Consider the following 16,749-nt stretch of genomic DNA (forward strand, 5'->3'; position numbering starts at 1 on the left):
CAAGCTGCAAGTCCTCCTAGCCGCGGTCGATCGCGTCACGGCGCCGCTGCGCAACATCAGCGCAGCCGGCAGCAAGACCGTCGGCCGGGTCAAGGAGCTACGCGACCATCTCAAGCAGCTGAACGAGACGCAGCGAACCGTCGACCAGTTCGACCGCCTCAAGACCAGCAGCCAGGAGACGGCGCAGTCCTTGGCTACCAGCACCGGCAAGCTGCGCGAGCTGTCGCAGCAGATAGGCGCGGCGCGCGCGGCGGTGGCGCCGCTGTCGGCCGCCTACGACGAGCAGGCGCGCAAACTGGAAGGCCTGCGCGCCGAGCAGCGGCGCCAGAAGGCCGAGCTACAGGCCACGACGGCCGAACACGCCACCGCCAACGCCGAATGGAAGCGCACCGCCGATCGCATCAAGGCAGCGCACGCGCAGATGGCCGCGGCGGCCGAGCCCACCGCCACCCTGCGCGCGCACTACGACGCGCTGGTCAAGCAGCAACAGACCAACCTGACCACCGTCCGTGCGCTGGAACAGCGGATGAAGGCGCTACGCGAGGAGAACCGCGCCACTGGCGGCGAAGCGCGCAAGCTGACCACGCAGACCGCCACCCTCAAGCGGGAATTGGGCGAGGCCGGCAAACCGCTCAAGGCGCTGGAACGCGAGTTCGGCACGGCCCGGAAGGCCGCCGCGAAGCTCAAGGAAACCGGCGCTGGCCAGGCGGCCCAACTGCAAGCCCTGCGCAGCCGGCTGGCCGCCGCCGGCGTCGAGACCGGCAACCTGTCCAGCCACCAGCGCCGGCTCAGGAACGACACCCTGGCCGCCAGCCGCGCGCTGGCCGAGGAAGAAACCCGGCTCCGCCGCATCAACGAGCGGTTGCGCCAGGTGCAAGCGGTCAAAGCGCACTACGCGGCCGGCCTGGCTACCCGCGACAAGATCGCCGGCGCTGGCATGGCCACGACCGCCGCCGGCGCCGCCACCGGTGCCGCCGTGCTGGCGCCGGTCAAGGCCTACGCCGAAGCCGAGGACGCCGCGAAACAGTTGTACATCGCCATGATGCGACGGGGCGGCATGGTCGCCCCCGAGTTCGCCCGCGTCACCGCGCTGGCCGATGCGCTCGGCAATCGCCTGCCGGGCACCACAGCCGATTTCCAGAACATGATGACCATGCTCATTCGCCAGGGCATGACGGCCAAGGCCGTGCTCGGCGGGCTGGGCGAGGCCACCGCCTACCTCGGCGTGCAACTGAAGATGGCGCCGGCCGACGCGGCCGAGTTCGCCGCCAAGATGCAGGACGCGACCCGGACCACCGAGGCCGACATGATGCGGCTCATGGATGCGATCCAGCGCACCTATTACCTCGGCGTCGATCCGTCGAACATGCTGCAAGGGTTCAGCAAGGTCTCGCCGGCGCTGCGCACCCTGCGGATGGAAGGCCTGAAGGCGGTCAACGCGCTGGCGCCGATGCTGGTGATGTTCGACCAAGCCGGCATGAAGGGCGAGGCCGGCGGCAACGCCCTGCGCAAGGTGCTCGACCTCGGCCTCGATCGAGAGAAGCGCGAGAAGGCCAACGCCGCGCTCAAGGCCAGCGGCGTCGGCATCAACCTCGATCTGTCGGACGGGAAAGGCGAGTTCGGCGGACTCGACCACATGTTCGCCGAGTTCGCCAAGCTGCGGCACCTCAACCGCGAAACACTGATCGCCGCGCTGAAAACCCAGTTCGGCGACGACGCCGAAACCCAGCAGGTGCTGTCGATCCTGATCGACAAGGGCCGGGCCGGCTACCTCGACACGCTCGACCGGATGCAGGCCCAAGCGGATCTGCAAACCCGCGTCGCCGAGCAGCTCGGCACCCTGCGCAACCTGTGGGACGCCGCCACCGGCACTATGACCAACACGCTCGTGCGGTTCGGCGAAGCGATCGCCCCCGAGCTGAAGGCCGCAACCGAGTGGATCGGCGACGCGGCCGAAGCGGTCGGCGCGTTCGCGAAGGAACACCCGGTACTGACCAATGCCGTCATGAAAACCGTCGCGATCCTGGCCGTGCTGCTGACCGTCATGGGCGCGCTCACGCTCGGCCTCGCCGCCATGATGGGGCCGATGCTGGTCGTGCGCGCCGGGCTGGGCCTGCTCGGCATCCAGTTCGGCGGCACGCTGCGCTTGGCCGGCAGCGTCGCCGGCATGATGGGCCGAACGCTACCGGCGGTGCTGGGCAAACTGGGCGGCCGGCTCGGCCAGTTGGCGCCGGCGCTGGCTGGCTACTGGCGCGCAGCCGATCCGGCCACCGCCGGCCGCTCGACGCTCCAATTCGCCAAGACCCTGCGCGAGCGCATCCCGGCGGCGGCCGGCGCCGCCGCGCAAAGCGTCCGCCGCTGGGCTGGCATGCTCAGCGGCACCGCGGCGACCGAGCTGACCGTGGCCGAAGTCGGCGTGCGCCGCTACACCGCTCGCGTGTGGCAAGCGGTCCAAGCCCAGCGGGCCGCCATGGCCGCCCGCTGGACCGGGGGCCGCCAGTACCTGGCCACCCGCGGCATTGGCGGCATGGCCGCCGACGCCGGCCGGGGCGGGCTCAATCTCGCCAAGGGGCTGGCGCTCGCCCCCATCACCGCCGCCACCAGCGCCATGCGGCTGCTGGGTCAGGTTGTGCTGTTCGTCGGCCGCGCCGCGTTGATGAACCCCATCGGGCTGGGCATCACCGCCATTGCCGTGGCGGCGCTGCTGGTGGTCAAGTATTGGGAGCCGATTCGCGCGTGGTTCGGCGGCTTCTGGCAGGGCCTGCGTGAGGGGTTGGCTCCGATCGGCGAGCTGTTCGGCCGTGCCTTCGGTGTGATCGCCCCGATACTCGCGCCACTGCGGCCGGTATGGGACTGGCTGCTGGGGGCGCTCGCGGACGCATGGAACTGGGCGTCGCAGCTCTTCGAGCCCTTCCATGCCACCCAACAAGGGCTCGAAGCCGCCACCGCCAGCGGCCGCGGCTTCGGCCGCTGGCTCGGCTCGCTCATCACCATCACCACCGAGTTGCTGGCGGCGTTCGCCACCCTGCCGCTGCGCTTCGTGGAGATCGGCGTGCAGCTCATGCAGGGGCTGGTCGACGGCATCACCCGCGCGCTCGGCACCGTCAAGGCGGCCATCGTCAACGCCGGCGATCAGACCATCGGGTGGTTCAAAGAACGGCTCGGCATCCACTCGCCCAGCCGCGTGTTCGCCTCGCTCGGCGGCCACACCATGGATGGCCTGGCCATCGGGCTGGACCGCGGCAGCCAGGCGCCGCTGGCGGCCATGCTCGCGCTGACCCGGCAGCTGACCCAGCCCATCGTCGGCGCCGTCGCCCTCGGCACCAGCGTCGCCGCGCCGGCCGGCCAGGTCGCGGTCGACCCGCTCGCCGCGCTCGGCCGCATCACCATCGACCACCGCCCACCCCTCGCCGCGTCGCGGCCGGCCGCCGCCGAAGCCGGCCCGGCGCTGGTCATCCAAGAGCTGCACGTCCACGCCGCGCCCGGCATGGATGCCCAGCAGCTCGCCCGCCTCGTCGCCGACGAGATCGCCCGCCAGACGCGGGCCACCCAAGCCACCCGCCGCGGCCGCCTGGCCGACGGCGATTAGGAGACCGCCAGATGCTGGCCCTTGGATTTTTCGTGTTCACCCTGTCGACGGTGCCCTACCAGCAGCTCGAGCGGCACCTGGCTTGGCGTCACGCCTCGACCAGCCGCGTCGGCGTCCGGCCGGCCCGGCAGTTCCTCGGCCCGGACGACGAGACGCTGACCCTGTCCGGGGTGCTCGCCCCAGAAATCACCGGCGGCGATGAATCGCTGGACAACCTGCGCAGCATGGCCGACGAGGGCAAGGCGTGGCCGCTGGTCGGACTCACCGGCGAGCTGTACGGCCTGTTCGTCGTACAGTCGCTCAACACGACGCACGACCACTTCCTGCCCGATGGCTCGGCCCGTCGCATCGAGTTCACGCTCACGCTGGCGCGCGTCGACGACGATCAAATCGACCTGCTCGGGAGCTACCTGCAATGACCGATACCCGCCCCCGCATCCCGCCGGCGCCGGTCTTCCGGCTCACCCTGGGCGGAAAGGACATCACGGCGGATTTCGCCACGCGTCTGGAACAGCTCACGCTGACCGACAACCGCGGCTTCGACGCCGACGCGCTCGAGGTGACACTGTCCGACCACGACGGCCGGCTCGACATTCCGCCGCGCGGCGCCCAGCTCGCACTCAGCCTAGGCTGGGCCGGCGGCGCCATGGTCGACAAGGGGCTATACACGGTCGACGAAGTCGAGCACAGCGGCACGCCGGACAAGCTCACGCTTCGCGCCAGGTCGGCCGACCTGCGCGCCGGTCTCACGACCAAGAAGGAGCGCAGCTGGCACCGCCGCACCGTCGGCGACATCGTGCGGACCATCGCCGGCGAGGCCGGGCTGGAGCCGGCCATCGGCGCCGGCCTCGCCGCGCAGGCGATCGACCACGTCGACCAGACGGCGGAGAGCGACATCAACCTGCTCACGCGCCTGGCGCGGATGTTCGACGCGATCGCCACGGTGAAGGGCGGCCGGCTCCTGTTCACCAAGGCGGGCTCGGCCACCAGCGCCAGCGGCCAGCCCTTGGCCGCCGTCACCATCACACGGGCCGCCGGCGACAGCCACCGATTCAGCGTCGCGGATCGCGAGACCTACACGGCGGTGCGCGCCTACTACCAGGACATGCGCGCGGCGAAGAAGGGCGAGGTGCTGGTGGACGGTACGGCGCCGACGGCCGGCAAGAAGGGGAAGAAGCGCGACAAGCGCACCGCGCCGAGCGCCGACAACGTCAAGACGCTGCGGCACACCTACGCCAACAAGGCGAACGCCGAGCGGGCCGCGCGGGCCGAGTGGGACAAGTTGCAGCGTGGTGTCGCTACGTTCGCGCTGACCCTGGCGCATGGCCGGCCCGAGCTGACGCCCGAGCTACCGGCGACCGTGAGCGGGTTCAAACCGGCGATCAACGATTTGCCGTGGATCATCGCCAAGGTGGTGCATACGCTGGGAGATTCCGGCCTGACGACCCAGCTCGACCTCGAGGTGAGGGCCGAGCAGGTCGAATAGCCCCGAGTCCTGCCAAGACACCGACGAACGGCATTGCACACACCAAAGGTATTACATAAAGTAACACCAACAGCAGCGCACTGCTGTGACCGTTCCGGCGGACCCGGAAATCCTAAGAAGCCGGCGTAAGCGCGGCATGCAAGGAGATACGAAATGGCACGCTTCATCCTGATCGACAATAACTCCGGTTACATCTTTGGCGACACCGCTGATTTCGCAGCTGGCCGGCAGTCCGAAATTGAATCCATCATTGATGCCGCTCGCATGATGGACGAGTCAAATGGCGAATATGGGCGTGATTACATCGAATACTGCTCGCTCGGCAACAGCAATATGAGTGGGTACCATGTTTATCGGGCCGACATTCGAGGCAGCGATGCCGTCCCGACAGTATTGGACGGGCAGAACCAAGAAACCATCGATGCCGTAGAGCGCGATTGCGAATATGCGGGATTTGTCGAAATCCTGTGAATTAGACCATGCCCGCTCCAGCGGGCATTTTTACGGAGTACACCATGAGCAAGAAAGCCAGTATTTATCTCGGCGATCGAGCCGAAACGGTAATCGGCGAAATAAAGGATAGCGATAGCCTTTCCGGTCGGTTAAACGCTATAGCCGATCGCTACGGCGAAATCATCGACCGCGCTCGTCGGCAGGTACTGCGGAATTTCAGTGAAACCGAATTGTCGGCAATCCGTATTGCCTGTATGTCATGGGCAACGCGGCAGGAGCCTGCCGGAATCCTCATTGGCGGCATTGCCGCAGAAGTCGAAGATGCGTTGCAAGGTGGCGATCTATCTGTGCAGCAGTGGCAACCATCCGACGGCAAAGCGTTACTGGAGAAACTCAACGCCTTATCGCCTGCCGAGCAGATTGCACTGATCGAATGGCTTGAGCGATAGAGCAAGGCCGCTGTGACACAGCATGCCGGTCGCCAAGTAGAATAGGCAGCATCCAGCCCCCAGCAGTAGGCGCGCCCGATCATCCGGGGCGAGCCGAGCCTGGGGCTTCATCGTTTCAGCAGCACGCTCATCGGCGGGAAGGTGAACGAACGTTCACCGTGTAAAATCGTGACATGTACGCGATTGAATACTTCGGCCGCGAGGTCCGCTTTCGGAGCGCCGGCGCCAGGCTGCCCATCCGCTCACGCCAGGGCGCTGTCAGTTGGTTACCGTGGGGACTGACGAGACAGGAGAATCATGTCGCGTTCCCCCATGGCGCCTGGCTCGATCTGTCCGTAGTCGAATCACCAGACCTGTACGCGCTGATGCCGCGGCCGGTCGTCATTGCTGCGCGCCGCTTCATGTTGACCGGCCAAGACAAGGTAGAACACTGGTTCGACGTCGAGGAAGGCCAGGTCATGCGCGGCGTACTGCTGACCTGGCACGATGAAGCGCGCGTCTACGTCGTGGCGGAGCGCGCCACAGGGATGAAGGGGCGTATCGCCAGCCGTGCGCCGAGATCGGTTACAGCGCCTGAGTTGCGCGCTAATGTACCTAAGACCGCAACAGCAGCCCATTGACGAAATGCCGAACTGCAAATCGGCCATGTTCATCAAGCGATCGCACCTCATCTAGCAGCACTGACTCATCGCTAGTCAGCGCCGCCGTACTATGAATGCCAGAAATGACGTAAAGGACATCAAATCCATTGGCACACAGAACAGCTAGAAATGCAGCCGATGGAGAACTAGTGCCAAGCTCGTAACGCCCGTAAGTCCGTATGGTCAAACCGCCACGGCGGGCAATCTCGGCCTGGGAAAGACGAAGCCGAACACGCTCCAGCTTAAGCCGGCCTCCAATGGCGGAATTTGTGCTCACCGTCATGTTAAAACGCCAAGATGCCAAGCTAAGGCCGCGGCCGTATCTGGATTATTGGTGCCGAGCTTTCGTGCGGCATTGGTCAGTGTGATACGAACAAAATCATGGCCGCGCCGAAGCTTAAATGGCAAATCATGAGGCGGGCACCCTCCAAACAGACGCTTTAGCATTTCCTTTTCGTCTTCATTGAGCGCAACCTCTAACTTGGAGCGATGATCGTAACGGGCAATCATGGCTCCGGCGAGGCCGTGGGCAAATTTTCCCAGCGCAGCGACTTTATCGGCAATTTGGGCTGGCGTGCCATCAATCTCGTATGGACTATCAAGCGATATTGACAACCGCCGCCGGCCTCCAGGGCGAATTGGCGCAATGATTCCGGATCGAATACCGTAAGCCCTGCCAACTTCATATATGTGATCGAAGCCTTTGTAGGTTAAACCATTCCAATGAAAGGGCCGGGGCTTCTTCGCGCGTATCATCGCAATAACGGGGTCAATATCGGCCACGTTTGGAATATCAAACTGAACAGGGGCTTGTCGTACAAGAAAAAAGCCCGCTCACTCAATGCAGGATTGATATAGCCAATCACAAGGGACTCAAGCCCCAATTCATGTGCAAAACTAGAAGTCTCGGCCATAATATCCTTATCGCTACGAATATCGGCATATCTTCTAGGGAATGAGCGGGCATCAAACATTAACGTATAGCCTTTTTATTGAGCGTCACTTATACGCCATGGACAATCGAATCAACAAAGGCCATCACGGCCCGCATGAACGAACTGCCCGACGTGGCCGAGGTAGCAGCCTGAGCGGCAGCGGAAACGGCGAACGAGGCGATGATGGCAACGAACTTTTGCATTTTGCAACTCCTATGAAGTTAAGTGGTTTTGCTCAGGCGCGCTGACCAGGGGTCAACGCTCGGAGCGCCACCAGTATACGAATCGCGTTTTTCTCAACGAAAAAGCGACCGTTCACAGGGTCTGCATGGCGGATATCACTTGTAACTACGAGGGTTTGCACAACATCGCCAACGATGCGGCAGGCCTGATCCGCCAGTAGCTCAGCGGTGGGCGAGTTCAGGATGAGCACCGCGGGGCGGCATGATCCTCGTGACGTCGGATCATCAGGAGACGGTCGCAGTGCGTACAGGAGCGCGTGGTCGTCGTCATAGACCGCAGGCAGGTAGCCGCTATCTCCAAGAATGTGCGCGACCTCCGCTGAAAAAACTGTGTCCGTACAATGAATGGCGATCGTCGGCTTATCGTCAACAACCACACGTGTAATCACGTCGAGGCGCAAGACCGACCGGCCAGGTCCGTACCGGCCAACTCGATAGACGCTGCCGTCTTGCCGCGCGCGCATGACTCTCGTACCTGAATCCTCAAGAGTTCCCAGCCAGGCGTAGCAATCGTATTGCGCGCCATCAACATCAACTCGCGCGCGCACTACATCGATGTCGCAGGCGGCCGAGCTAAGCAATGCCACCGGCGAAACTCCGAACGCTTCGGCCAGTTGCCCAAGCACCTTGATCGTCGACACGCCGTGCATGTGTCGATGGGCCGCTGACCGATGCACCGACAATAGCGTCGCCAGCGTCCTGAGCTGGTGCCGGGGATCACGTTCGTAAAGCGTAAGTAGCCGGCGAACGTTACGAGAAATCACAGCGGAGAGCGCGCCACTGTCTGGCATGTCATCAGGCCCAGGTCGGGCAATGATGTCGAGACGTGATACGAGGCGGCCTGCCTGCCTGCGACGATGGAAGCGGTTGACCTGCCACCCATTGCTATCTGACACCGCAAGTAACGTATCTGACGCATACGGGGTCGTAAGCGTCGGGAGTAGCCAAGCTCGACAACCGTGCTGTTCACCCTCCACGTCAACCTGCGCCGCCACTACCTCACTGCCAGCGGGAGCATCAAGCAGCGATACGGGTGAAACCCCGAGCGCCTTGGCCAGTCGCTGCAATACCGAAACAGTCGCGACGCCATCAAGGTGGCGATGGGCAACAGAGCGATCCACGCCAAGCAGGTCGGAAAGCTTCCGAAGCTGGCGCCGCGGGTTCGGCTCCAGCTCGGCCAGTCGCCGACGAACGTTGCTTCGGATAAGTGCCTGTAGATCCATGAAATGCAGCAAGCTGAGGTTTTAAGCCAAGTGTTGCACATTATGGGACAGTTGATACTTGCGCCACAGCCGACAGCAGGGATAGCGTCCGAGCAAAGGCGATTCATCGACCCACAACAAACGCCATCAGGCGGAGGAAACCATGTACGACGCACAAGACGTTCCAATGCGACGGGCTGCTACCGGAAAAGCACGGGCAGGCAGTCAACAAAACAGGCAAGTAAGTTCAAAGATATTGCCGAGGGCGGCAAATTCAGACCTAAAACAGGCCAGATTGATTGAAGAGTTAATACATCCACAGCAGAAAGATAAATAACAACCATGCTGGGGAGATCATGCGGGAGTGTCACCTAAGCAACGTGAAGCATAACAATCAGCATTTGAAGCTTCTGAAGCTACATAGTGGACTGGAGGGGCTTACGGAAATACTTGAGGCCGCAGGAGAAAAGCCAATTCCAGCCGAATCGATCGCCTATCTATTAAGGCCGATGCTAGATCAGATGGAGAGCATAATTGATGGCACAGGAAAGCCATCGGAGTAAGAAAGTAAAAAGCCCGGCGATGCCGGGCTTTTGCTATTCAATCACTAGCTACTCAAAGTCTGCGCTAATTGCTTGACCGCGGCCCGGCCTCGCTCATCCAGCCGGAGCCAGCAATGTAGTAGCGCGGCCTGGTCGTCAGGAAGCTCGTCCTTGGACTTCTTCCCGGTGACGATGAAAAACACATCAAATCCCTTGGTATGGAGGATGTGCAACGCGTCAGCGTTAGGCGACGTTTCGCCAAGCTCGTACTTGCCGTAGGTGAGCAGGGAGCGCCCGATCACCTCGGCCGTCTGCCGCTGCGTCATGTTCATGCGCAGGCGTTCGGTCTGGAGCCGCTGGCCGATGGCCGAGCTGATGTCTAAGTTTTCTATGCTCATCGCTTGCTCATGCAAAGAAAAGTATGTATCCTTCGCAATGTGTAATACATTTCTTGGCGATCATACCATGACGAACAAAGACGACCTTCCCGCAAAGTCGTATATGCCGCGCGGCCTGAACCTGAGCGCGAAGCCGGTGCCGTTACGCCTTACCGACCCCGAGCGGGATGAGCTGGTAGCGGAATGCAAGCAGCGTGGCGTCACGCTGACCAGTAGGGCGCGTGACCTGTACCTCCTCGGAAGAAGCGCCGAAGCCAATCAGGTGCAAGCGTAGCCTCATCCGAACATTCAGAAAATCCGAATATTCACATCGAGGAAGGTATGGCCACCTACTGCCCGCACTGCAAGACGCTCGCTCCGACACGAACGAGCCGCACGCTGTCCAGCACCTGCACCGAGCGCACACATCAATGCCTCGACGTGGACTGCGGCCACACCTTCGTCACCTACACGGAAATTGTTCGAACAATTCGACCGAGTGGGAAGCCCTGCCCTCGAGTCATGCTGCCAATCAGCGCCCGCACCCAACCCCCACCCGACCGCGATCAGCTCGCGCTGACGCTGTAGCGGCAGCTCCAAACCCCTGAAACCACGCCACCCACGACGGCCAGAAATGGCCGCGAGGGGATCGGCTTGCCTGCTGAAACGCAAACCGGCCACGCCGGAAGGAACGCCCGATGAATACCGCCATGTTGCTCGCCGCCCGCTTCGAGAGCCCCACGGTGCCGCTGGAGCAAATCTCCGACGAGTTCTTCGGCTTGAGCCCGGCCAAGGCGGCCCGCCAGGCCTCGGCCCGCACGCTGCCGGTGGCGGCGATGCGCCTGACCAATTCGCAGAAGGCGCCGTGGCTGGTCCACGTCGACGACTTGGCCGCGCACATCGACGCGACCCGTGCCACGGCCCGCGCGCAGTGGGCCAACAGCGCGACCGCGCCGCGGTAACCCCATTCACCACGAAACCACCAGGAGCGAGGCATGTACGACAAACCCGAGAACCGCACAGCCGCCACCGGCGAGCCGTCGATCATTTCCACGATCCGCGCCTGGATGGCGCAGGAAGGCACCCGGAAGGCGACCGAGCCGACGGCAATCACCGCGCTGCGCGTTCAGTACGGCGAGCTGATCGGCCGCGACGTCTTCGTCCTCGAGCGCAACGGTGTCCGCCGCGGCCGCCTCGACCAAGTGCGCGTCGCGCTCAATGCGCCCGAGCTGGGCCTGCCCGGTTTCCGCGTCGCCTATTTCGTCGCGTTCCCGCCGCGAGACGGCGGTGCCCCCACCGTCTCCGAGGTCGGCATGGTGTTCCCGTCGGCGGGCCACGCCTTCGACGCCCTCGACGCGATCACCCAGCACAGCGCCGCACTTACTTATGGAGACGCACCATGAACCGTAAATCCAACGCTGTACCCGAGAACAACGCCCCAGCCGACTATGCGCTGGTCGAGCAGGTGGAGCCGACCGCCACCGAAGAGTGCGACGGCGGCGTGAGCTGCGGCTGTGGTGGGCTGGGCTGCGGTGGGTTCGATTACTTCATGGACGTACAGTCGGAATTTTCCGGTCAGGCGGAATTCTGCGAGGGCTGCGGACTGGAGGATTGCAAGTGCGCGCTGGCGGCCGCCGCAGATGCCGCCGCCGAGCAGTTCGAGGGCGTACCGCGGGAGCTGTCCAACCCGGCCGAGTGCTGCGATTGCGGCCTGCCGCCGTCGGATTGCCCGTGCACGCCGACGGTCGGCGAACTGACGTCGGCGGGCCATGTGGTGGACGGGCACCCCGTGGCCGATCAGTGCGACGAACTGTTTGAGGTGCTCGGGTCTTGCGGGACGGGCTGCGATTGCCAGCGGGATCGGGACGAGGCGAAGGAGGCGAGGCAGGAATCGGAGGATCAGCCGGACCCTGTGCCGCCGGCCCACCTGGAGCGCACTTTCGGCCACCGGGGCGCGGCCAAGCGCCTGAAGGCGGCCGATCGCGGCGAGGGTAAAGCTACGGCGCAGGACGTCGCACTATGAAGCGCGACCAGTTCCAGTTGCCGATCCACGCGAAGCTGATCGTGGATCTGTTCGCCGGTGGTGGCGGCATGTCGACCGCCATCGAGTGGGCGCTCGGCCGCTCGCCGGACATCGCCGTCAACCACGACGACGACGCGCTGTCGATGCACCGCGCCAACCACCCGCAGGCCGAGCACTACATTGCCGACGTGTTCGAGGTCTGTCCCTACACGGTAACGCGGGGGCTGCTGGTCGGCCTGCTGCACCTGTCCCCGGACTGCACGCACCACAGCCAGGCCGCCGGCGGCCAGCCGCGAAGCAAGAAGCGCCGCGCGCTGGCGTGGGTCGGCTACCGCTGGGCCGGCCAGGTCGCGCCGGACGTCATCACGCTCGAAAACGTCGTGCAGGTGCTCAAGTGGGGGCCGCTGATCGCCAAGCGCGACCCGGCCACCGGGCGGGTGGTGAAGCTCGACGGCAGCGTCGCAGCCAAAGGCGAGCGCGTGCTGGTGCAGGAGCAGTTCCTCATTCCCGATCCGATGCGCGCCGGCCGCACCTGGCGCCGCTTCGTCGCGCTGCTGGAAGGGCTGGGCTACCAGGTCGAGGTCAAGGAGCTGTGCGCGGCCGACTACGGCGCGCCGACCACGCGGGAGCGCCTGTTCATGGTGGCGCGCCGCGACGGGCTGCCGATTGTGTGGCCGGCACCCACGCACGCGAAGCAGCCGACCAAGGGGCTCAAGCGCTGGCGCGCCGCGGCCGAGTGCATCGACTGGTCGATACCCTGCCCGTCCATCTTCGATCGCGACCGGCCGCTGGCCGAGGCCACGATGCGGCGCATCGCCAAGGGGACCGTGCGCTACGTGCTGGAGAGCGCCGACCCGTTCATCGTACCGATTGCGCACTACTACAGCGGCATCGACCGCGTGCATGACATCGGCCAGCCGATGCAGACGATCACGGCGCATCCGAAAGGCGGCGCGTTTGCTGTCGCCGCGCCTACCGTGGTGCCTGTCACCCATCAAGGCGGCGACCGCACGCATGCCATCACCGAGCCGTTACGCACGATCACCGCGGCCAACCGCGGCGAGACGGCGATCAGCGCGCCGGTGCTGGTGCAGGCTGGATATGGCGAGCGGCCCGGGCAGTCGCCGCGGGCGCTCGACATCGAGTCGCCGCTCGGGACGGTGACTGCTGGCGGGGTGAAGCACGCCTTGGCCAGCGCGCAACTGGTCAAGTTCCGCGGGCAGGCATTCGGCTCCGCGGTCGACGCCCCGATGCCGACGATCACCTCGGGCGGCGGCTCGGCCCGGCCGGCCGGCTGCGCACATGCCCTGGGCTTGGCTACCGCCTACCTCGCGCAGGCGAACGATGGCAACAACACCAACCCTGGCCACGACCTGCGCCGGCCGGTGTCGACCATCACGAACAAGGGCAGCCAGCAGCAGCTCGTCACTGCGCGCCTGACGACGCTACAGCGGCGGAACGCTTGGAGCCGTGCTGGTGCACCGCTACCGACCGTGCTCGAGGTGACGGAGACCAACATTGATTCCGAAGGGGATGTGGCCGCCGGGAAAGTCGACTACCAGCTATCACCCGAGCAGGAAGCCGGCGCACTGCGCGTCGCAGCTTTCCTCATGCGGTACTACGGCACCGGTGGGCAATGGGGCGATCTGCGCGACCCGATGCAGACCATCACCACCCGCGACCGCCTGGCGCTGGTCACGGTCACCGTTCGCGGCACGCCCTACGTCGTCGTGGACATCGGCCTTCGCATGCTCCAGCCGCCCGAGCTGTATCGCGGCCAGGGCTTCCCGCGCGACTACCGGATCGATGTTGGCCACGACGGCCGGCGCTTCACCAAGAGCGCGCAGGTGCGCATGTGCGGCAACAGCGTCAGCCCGTATCCGGCGATGGCGCTCATCCGCGCCAATGTGCCCGCGCTGTCGGTCCAGAGCACCCGCGAGCAGGCACAGCGCGACATGGAGATGGCCGCATGAGCCGCATCACATCCGCCCTCGCTACGCCATGCCATGCGCTGACCGCACGCCAGCGCTGGCAAGTCGCCCAGCACGCCCGCCGCTACTACCGCCGTCTGGCCGCTGCCCTGCCGGCCGGCCGTCCTTCGTGAGGCAACCATGTCGACGCAACAAAGCACGCAACACACGGTATCCGGCCAATACGCCTTGGCGCACATCCGGGGATTCATCGCCAGCCGAAAAGGCCAGCTCACGCCGAACGAAGGCGCGCTGATCTGCGCCGTGTTGCCGGGTGACCTCGCCGTGGCACTGATCGGCCTGGCCTGGGCCGCGAAAGAGTCGGCCGGCTCGATGGATACCGACGAGTACGGCCCCGAGTTCGAGCGCCACATGCAAACGCTGTTCGGGGAGAGCTGGTAATGATCGCCGCCCGATCTGTCGCCGAACTTTCGGCCGACACCGCCCGATTCCTGGCCAACTTGTCGGAGACGCTGGAAGGCGCCGTTGAGCGTGGCGAGGTGAATCCCCGCGACCTCGCCCATTTCACCCACGCCACCGAAGGGCTGCGCGGTGCCGCCGATCTGGCGCTCGGCGCGGCCACAACCCTGCTGAAGGTCGAAATCTGACCATGGCCGGCCTGTCCGCAGACGCCACGGTCGCAGCTCGCCAGGTCGAAATCGACCTGAGCAACGTCACGCGCCAGCCGCTGACCCCCGCGCAATATTTAGCCACCAATGAGTTCGGCGATGGCCTGATCGCTGCCAGGAACGAATTGGCGGAAATGGTCAACGCAATGGTCGCGCAGGGCATTGCGGTCGGGCCGACCGGCGTGCAGATGATCAGCGATTTGCATGTGGCGCTAGATGCTATCCAGCGCATGGCGGGCCACCTAGTCCGGCGGCAATGCCTCACGCTGGAAAGCCGCGGGAAGAGCCGCTCGTGAGCTGGAACAATCTCGACTGGCACGACGACGGCACCCAGCAGACCGATGCCGAGTGGCTTGCGGACAATTGCCCGCCGGAATTCCGGCGCCGCCAGTGCAACCTCGAACTCGACGGCGCCGACTATCAGCGCGCGCGCCTGATGGCCGAAATGCCGGCCGGCACGGTCGAACTGACCGAGCTGACCGAAGAGCTGCGGCGCTGGATCGGGCACGACGAGACAACCGGCCGCGACCTTGAGGACTTGGCCAAGCGCGGCGCGGACTGCGCCGGCCGGCTGCTGACCTGGCTGGACCCGGAAGAGGCTGCCGATATGCTGCGAGAGGCGCTGCCCTGGCTTCGCCTCCCGCAGCCGTCGTGCCGCGGCATCACGGCCGAGGGCCTGGGCATGCGCATGGTCGAGTCCACGACCTGGCGGCGCTATCTGCGACGCGAGCACGAGCAGCGCCGCGAAGTGGCAGCCATGGTCCGAGGCGAGGTGATGGCCGGCCGCGACGCGTATTGCTCCCAGCGTGCCTACCGCGATCACACCGCCCGACAGCGCAGCAGCCGGCGTGCGATCGAGGACGCTGAAATCGTCAGCGAGGACGGCGAAATCCTTGACCTTGCCGCGGCCGTCGATGCGAGTGTGAGCAACAGCCACAACCGCCTTGCCGAGCTGGCGGTGCGGGGCAAAGGCATGGAGTTGATCGCCGAAGCCCACGGACACTCGGCAGCGTTCGTCACGGTGACCGCGCCCGGCGCATTTCATGCGAGCCACCGGGTAGCGCACAAGCGGTCACGAGGCCGGCAGGCCTACACCCAAGAGATCAATCCGGCATGGATCGCCGCGGGGCGCCCGTCGCCGGCCGTGGCGTCGTCCTATCTCTGCGGCGTGTTCGCGGACGTCCGAACCGTAGCGAAGAACGCGGGGCTGCACGTTTATGGCATCCGAACAGCCGAGCCGCATGCGGACGGATGCCCGCACTGGCACATGCTGATATTCGGCGATCGCGCCACGCTGAAGCAGTACCTCGCGCTGTTCGAGCAATACGCCTGCCTCGTCGATGCCCACGAGCTGGAAGGCACCGTGCGGGTAAAGCGCCTTGTCGAACGCCGTCAGGCCGACGGCACCTATCGTGCGGTCGAGCGCTGGCAGACCGCCCCGCGCCGCGAACTACGCTTCTTCGCCAAATGGCTGAGGCCGGCAAAGCTCGACGCCGACGGCAAGCGCCGCGGCGGCCCGCTGGCCTACCTGCTGAAGTACCTCACCAAGAACCTGCACGGCGAGAACGACCAGGGCCGTGCGTTCGGCGATGACCACGAGGCCGGCGGCGACACAGCAACCGCCGCCAGCCGTGTGCGTGCCTGGGCGAGCCTCTGGCACATCCGGCAGTTCCAACAGTTTGGTGACGCCCCTGTCGGCGTGTGGCGCGAGTTGCGGCGACTGCGCGGCAAAGCGATCGACGACGACGGCCTGGCGCTGGCCGTCGAGGCTGCCTGCGCCAACGACTGGGCCGGCTATCACCACCTGCACCAGGCGGCGCAGCTCGTGCTGTTCAAGGAGCCTGCCGAGCAACCCAACCGATACGGCGAGCCGCAGGCCGATCGCGTGGTCGGCGTATTCAGCTGGAGCACAGAGGCAAAGGCCCTGACCCGAACGAAGGTCTGGAAGATCAACTGGCGTGCGAAGTCACGCCGGAGCGGCGCAGCCGCGACAGAGCGCGCAGCGCGACCTCGGATTTGTACCAATAACTGTGCGGACCACCCGCCAGAACAATCGCCGGAAACGGCGTCCCCATCGAGCACCGCCGGTTTCGGCGATGCGAGATCCGCACCGTCGCGCCGTTCGGCCTATTTGAACCCCGACTTTTCCGACGATGCAGGCCCGCCGCCCTGGGCCGACCCCGCAGAGAGCCGCCGCTATGCCTGACGCAC

22 protein-coding genes are annotated in these 16,749 nt (G+C 65.1%); 17 read left to right on the forward strand and 5 right to left on the reverse strand.

Annotated features, from left to right (window positions below; all coding sequences use genetic code 11):
* Positions 1 to 937: 937 nt before the first annotated feature.
* The 6 genes from H9L41_RS25270 (at position 938) to H9L41_RS21895 (ending at position 6,597) form a co-directional block, all read left to right on the forward strand.
* Entirely contained in the window at positions 938 to 3,589 is a 2,652-nt protein-coding gene (locus H9L41_RS25270; RefSeq protein WP_265584074.1) for a phage tail tape measure protein, read from the forward strand.
* A gap of 11 nt (positions 3,590 to 3,600) precedes the next feature.
* Positions 3,601 to 4,008: a phage tail protein gene (locus H9L41_RS21875; protein WP_028447767.1), complete on the forward strand. Its 408-nt coding sequence runs from the start codon at positions 3,601 to 3,603 to the stop codon at positions 4,006 to 4,008.
* Positions 4,005 to 5,075: a phage late control D family protein gene (locus tag H9L41_RS21880; RefSeq protein ID WP_034607952.1), complete on the forward strand. Its 1,071-nt coding sequence runs from the start codon at positions 4,005 to 4,007 to the stop codon at positions 5,073 to 5,075. Before H9L41_RS21875 ends, H9L41_RS21880 begins: the two co-directional genes overlap by 4 nt.
* A 153-nt stretch (positions 5,076 to 5,228) precedes the next feature.
* Positions 5,229 to 5,546 carry a hypothetical protein gene (locus tag H9L41_RS21885; protein WP_028447768.1) on the forward strand — a complete coding sequence of 106 codons (318 nt, stop codon included), beginning with the start codon at positions 5,229 to 5,231 and terminating at the stop codon, positions 5,544 to 5,546.
* Positions 5,547 to 5,590: 44 nt separating this feature from the next.
* A complete protein-coding gene (locus H9L41_RS21890) occupies positions 5,591 to 5,977 on the forward strand; it encodes a hypothetical protein (protein WP_157462120.1) in 387 nt (128 codons plus the stop codon).
* A gap of 173 nt (positions 5,978 to 6,150) precedes the next feature.
* Positions 6,151 to 6,597, forward strand: a complete 447-nt coding sequence (locus tag H9L41_RS21895; protein WP_028447769.1) for a hypothetical protein — start codon at positions 6,151 to 6,153, stop codon at positions 6,595 to 6,597.
* Here the strand turns inward: H9L41_RS21895 and H9L41_RS26320 are convergent.
* The 5 genes from H9L41_RS26320 to H9L41_RS21915 form a co-directional block, all read right to left on the reverse strand.
* Positions 6,572 to 6,901, reverse strand: a complete 330-nt coding sequence (locus H9L41_RS26320) for a helix-turn-helix domain-containing protein (RefSeq protein ID WP_084300557.1) — start codon at positions 6,899 to 6,901, stop codon at positions 6,572 to 6,574. The genes H9L41_RS21895 and H9L41_RS26320 overlap by 26 nt on opposite strands.
* Positions 6,898 to 7,401 carry an autoinducer binding domain-containing protein gene (locus H9L41_RS21905; RefSeq protein WP_187523593.1) on the reverse strand — a complete coding sequence of 168 codons (504 nt, stop codon included), beginning with the start codon at positions 7,399 to 7,401 and terminating at the stop codon, positions 6,898 to 6,900. The genes H9L41_RS26320 and H9L41_RS21905 overlap by 4 nt, the downstream gene beginning before the upstream one ends.
* A 220-nt stretch (positions 7,402 to 7,621) precedes the next feature.
* Complete coding sequence (locus H9L41_RS25275; protein WP_265583875.1) at positions 7,622 to 7,756, reverse strand: hypothetical protein; 135 nt, start codon at positions 7,754 to 7,756, stop codon at positions 7,622 to 7,624.
* A gap of 32 nt (positions 7,757 to 7,788) precedes the next feature.
* Positions 7,789 to 9,030, reverse strand: a complete 1,242-nt coding sequence (locus tag H9L41_RS21910; RefSeq protein ID WP_157462121.1) for a helix-turn-helix domain-containing protein — start codon at positions 9,028 to 9,030, stop codon at positions 7,789 to 7,791.
* A gap of 574 nt (positions 9,031 to 9,604) precedes the next feature.
* On the reverse strand, positions 9,605 to 9,937 hold the full coding sequence (locus H9L41_RS21915; protein ID WP_028447770.1) for a helix-turn-helix domain-containing protein: 333 nt from the start codon (positions 9,935 to 9,937) through the stop codon (positions 9,605 to 9,607).
* Positions 9,938 to 10,004: 67 nt separating this feature from the next.
* Between H9L41_RS21915 and H9L41_RS21920 the strand changes: the two genes are divergently transcribed.
* The 11 genes from H9L41_RS21920 to H9L41_RS21965 all read left to right on the forward strand — a co-directional run bounded on the left by H9L41_RS21920 (position 10,005) and on the right by H9L41_RS21965 (position 16,744).
* A complete protein-coding gene (locus H9L41_RS21920) occupies positions 10,005 to 10,211 on the forward strand; it encodes a hypothetical protein (RefSeq protein WP_157462122.1) in 207 nt (68 codons plus the stop codon).
* Positions 10,212 to 10,258: 47 nt separating this feature from the next.
* Positions 10,259 to 10,504 (forward strand): ogr/Delta-like zinc finger family protein, encoded by a 246-nt coding sequence (locus H9L41_RS26325; RefSeq protein ID WP_084300560.1) that lies wholly within the window; start codon positions 10,259 to 10,261, stop codon positions 10,502 to 10,504.
* 110 nt (positions 10,505 to 10,614) lie between these two features.
* Positions 10,615 to 10,878, forward strand: a complete 264-nt coding sequence (locus tag H9L41_RS21930; protein WP_034607953.1) for a pyocin activator PrtN family protein — start codon at positions 10,615 to 10,617, stop codon at positions 10,876 to 10,878.
* A gap of 33 nt (positions 10,879 to 10,911) precedes the next feature.
* Complete coding sequence (locus H9L41_RS21935) at positions 10,912 to 11,319, forward strand: hypothetical protein (protein ID WP_028447771.1); 408 nt, start codon at positions 10,912 to 10,914, stop codon at positions 11,317 to 11,319.
* Entirely contained in the window at positions 11,316 to 11,939 is a 624-nt protein-coding gene (locus H9L41_RS21940) for a hypothetical protein (RefSeq protein ID WP_028447772.1), read from the forward strand. Before H9L41_RS21935 ends, H9L41_RS21940 begins: the two co-directional genes overlap by 4 nt.
* Entirely contained in the window at positions 11,936 to 13,912 is a 1,977-nt protein-coding gene (locus H9L41_RS21945) for a DNA cytosine methyltransferase (RefSeq protein WP_028447773.1), read from the forward strand. The genes H9L41_RS21940 and H9L41_RS21945 overlap by 4 nt, the downstream gene beginning before the upstream one ends.
* Positions 13,909 to 14,043 carry a hypothetical protein gene (locus tag H9L41_RS25280; RefSeq protein ID WP_265583876.1) on the forward strand — a complete coding sequence of 45 codons (135 nt, stop codon included), beginning with the start codon at positions 13,909 to 13,911 and terminating at the stop codon, positions 14,041 to 14,043. The genes H9L41_RS21945 and H9L41_RS25280 overlap by 4 nt, the downstream gene beginning before the upstream one ends.
* Before the next feature lie 7 nt (positions 14,044 to 14,050).
* Positions 14,051 to 14,311, forward strand: coding sequence for a hypothetical protein (locus H9L41_RS21950; RefSeq protein ID WP_157462123.1), 261 nt, complete (start codon positions 14,051 to 14,053; stop codon positions 14,309 to 14,311).
* Positions 14,311 to 14,517 carry a hypothetical protein gene (locus H9L41_RS21955; RefSeq protein ID WP_028447775.1) on the forward strand — a complete coding sequence of 69 codons (207 nt, stop codon included), beginning with the start codon at positions 14,311 to 14,313 and terminating at the stop codon, positions 14,515 to 14,517. The genes H9L41_RS21950 and H9L41_RS21955 overlap by 1 nt, the downstream gene beginning before the upstream one ends.
* Positions 14,518 to 14,519: 2 nt before the next feature.
* Positions 14,520 to 14,834, forward strand: coding sequence for a hypothetical protein (locus H9L41_RS21960; protein ID WP_028447776.1), 315 nt, complete (start codon positions 14,520 to 14,522; stop codon positions 14,832 to 14,834).
* Complete coding sequence (locus H9L41_RS21965) at positions 14,831 to 16,744, forward strand: replication endonuclease (protein WP_028447777.1); 1,914 nt, start codon at positions 14,831 to 14,833, stop codon at positions 16,742 to 16,744. Before H9L41_RS21960 ends, H9L41_RS21965 begins: the two co-directional genes overlap by 4 nt.
* Positions 16,745 to 16,749: the final 5 nt, after the last annotated feature.

It is taken from the genome of Chitinimonas koreensis, assembly GCF_014353015.1.
GTDB classification, from domain to species: Bacteria; Pseudomonadota; Gammaproteobacteria; order Burkholderiales; family Chitinimonadaceae; genus Chitinimonas; species Chitinimonas koreensis.

Bases quoted from the DNA above. Each gene is read 5' to 3' on its own strand.
- H9L41_RS21920 (WP_157462122.1), top strand. From the start codon at position 10,005: ATGACGAACAAAGACGACCTTCCCGCAAAGTCGTATATGCCGCGCGGC.
- H9L41_RS21895 (WP_028447769.1), top strand. From the start codon at position 6,151: ATGTACGCGATTGAATACTTCGGCCGCGAGGTCCGCTTTCGGAGCGCC.
- H9L41_RS21930 (WP_034607953.1), top strand. From the start codon at position 10,615: ATGAATACCGCCATGTTGCTCGCCGCCCGCTTCGAGAGCCCCACGGTG.
- H9L41_RS26320 (WP_084300557.1), bottom strand. From the start codon at position 6,901: ATGACGGTGAGCACAAATTCCGCCATTGGAGGCCGGCTTAAGCTGGAG.
- H9L41_RS25280 (WP_265583876.1), top strand. From the start codon at position 13,909: ATGAGCCGCATCACATCCGCCCTCGCTACGCCATGCCATGCGCTGACC.
- H9L41_RS21890 (WP_157462120.1), top strand. From the start codon at position 5,591: ATGAGCAAGAAAGCCAGTATTTATCTCGGCGATCGAGCCGAAACGGTA.
- H9L41_RS21885 (WP_028447768.1), top strand. From the start codon at position 5,229: ATGGCACGCTTCATCCTGATCGACAATAACTCCGGTTACATCTTTGGC.
- H9L41_RS21950 (WP_157462123.1), top strand. From the start codon at position 14,051: ATGTCGACGCAACAAAGCACGCAACACACGGTATCCGGCCAATACGCC.
- H9L41_RS21875 (WP_028447767.1), top strand. From the start codon at position 3,601: ATGCTGGCCCTTGGATTTTTCGTGTTCACCCTGTCGACGGTGCCCTAC.
- H9L41_RS21915 (WP_028447770.1), bottom strand. From the start codon at position 9,937: ATGAGCATAGAAAACTTAGACATCAGCTCGGCCATCGGCCAGCGGCTC.
- H9L41_RS26325 (WP_084300560.1), top strand. From the start codon at position 10,259: ATGGCCACCTACTGCCCGCACTGCAAGACGCTCGCTCCGACACGAACG.
- H9L41_RS25270 (WP_265584074.1), top strand. From the start codon at position 938: ATGGCCACGACCGCCGCCGGCGCCGCCACCGGTGCCGCCGTGCTGGCG.
- H9L41_RS21945 (WP_028447773.1), top strand. From the start codon at position 11,936: ATGAAGCGCGACCAGTTCCAGTTGCCGATCCACGCGAAGCTGATCGTG.
- H9L41_RS21955 (WP_028447775.1), top strand. From the start codon at position 14,311: ATGATCGCCGCCCGATCTGTCGCCGAACTTTCGGCCGACACCGCCCGA.
- H9L41_RS25275 (WP_265583875.1), bottom strand. From the start codon at position 7,756: ATGCAAAAGTTCGTTGCCATCATCGCCTCGTTCGCCGTTTCCGCTGCC.
- H9L41_RS21960 (WP_028447776.1), top strand. From the start codon at position 14,520: ATGGCCGGCCTGTCCGCAGACGCCACGGTCGCAGCTCGCCAGGTCGAA.
- H9L41_RS21880 (WP_034607952.1), top strand. From the start codon at position 4,005: ATGACCGATACCCGCCCCCGCATCCCGCCGGCGCCGGTCTTCCGGCTC.
- H9L41_RS21940 (WP_028447772.1), top strand. From the start codon at position 11,316: ATGAACCGTAAATCCAACGCTGTACCCGAGAACAACGCCCCAGCCGAC.
- H9L41_RS21935 (WP_028447771.1), top strand. From the start codon at position 10,912: ATGTACGACAAACCCGAGAACCGCACAGCCGCCACCGGCGAGCCGTCG.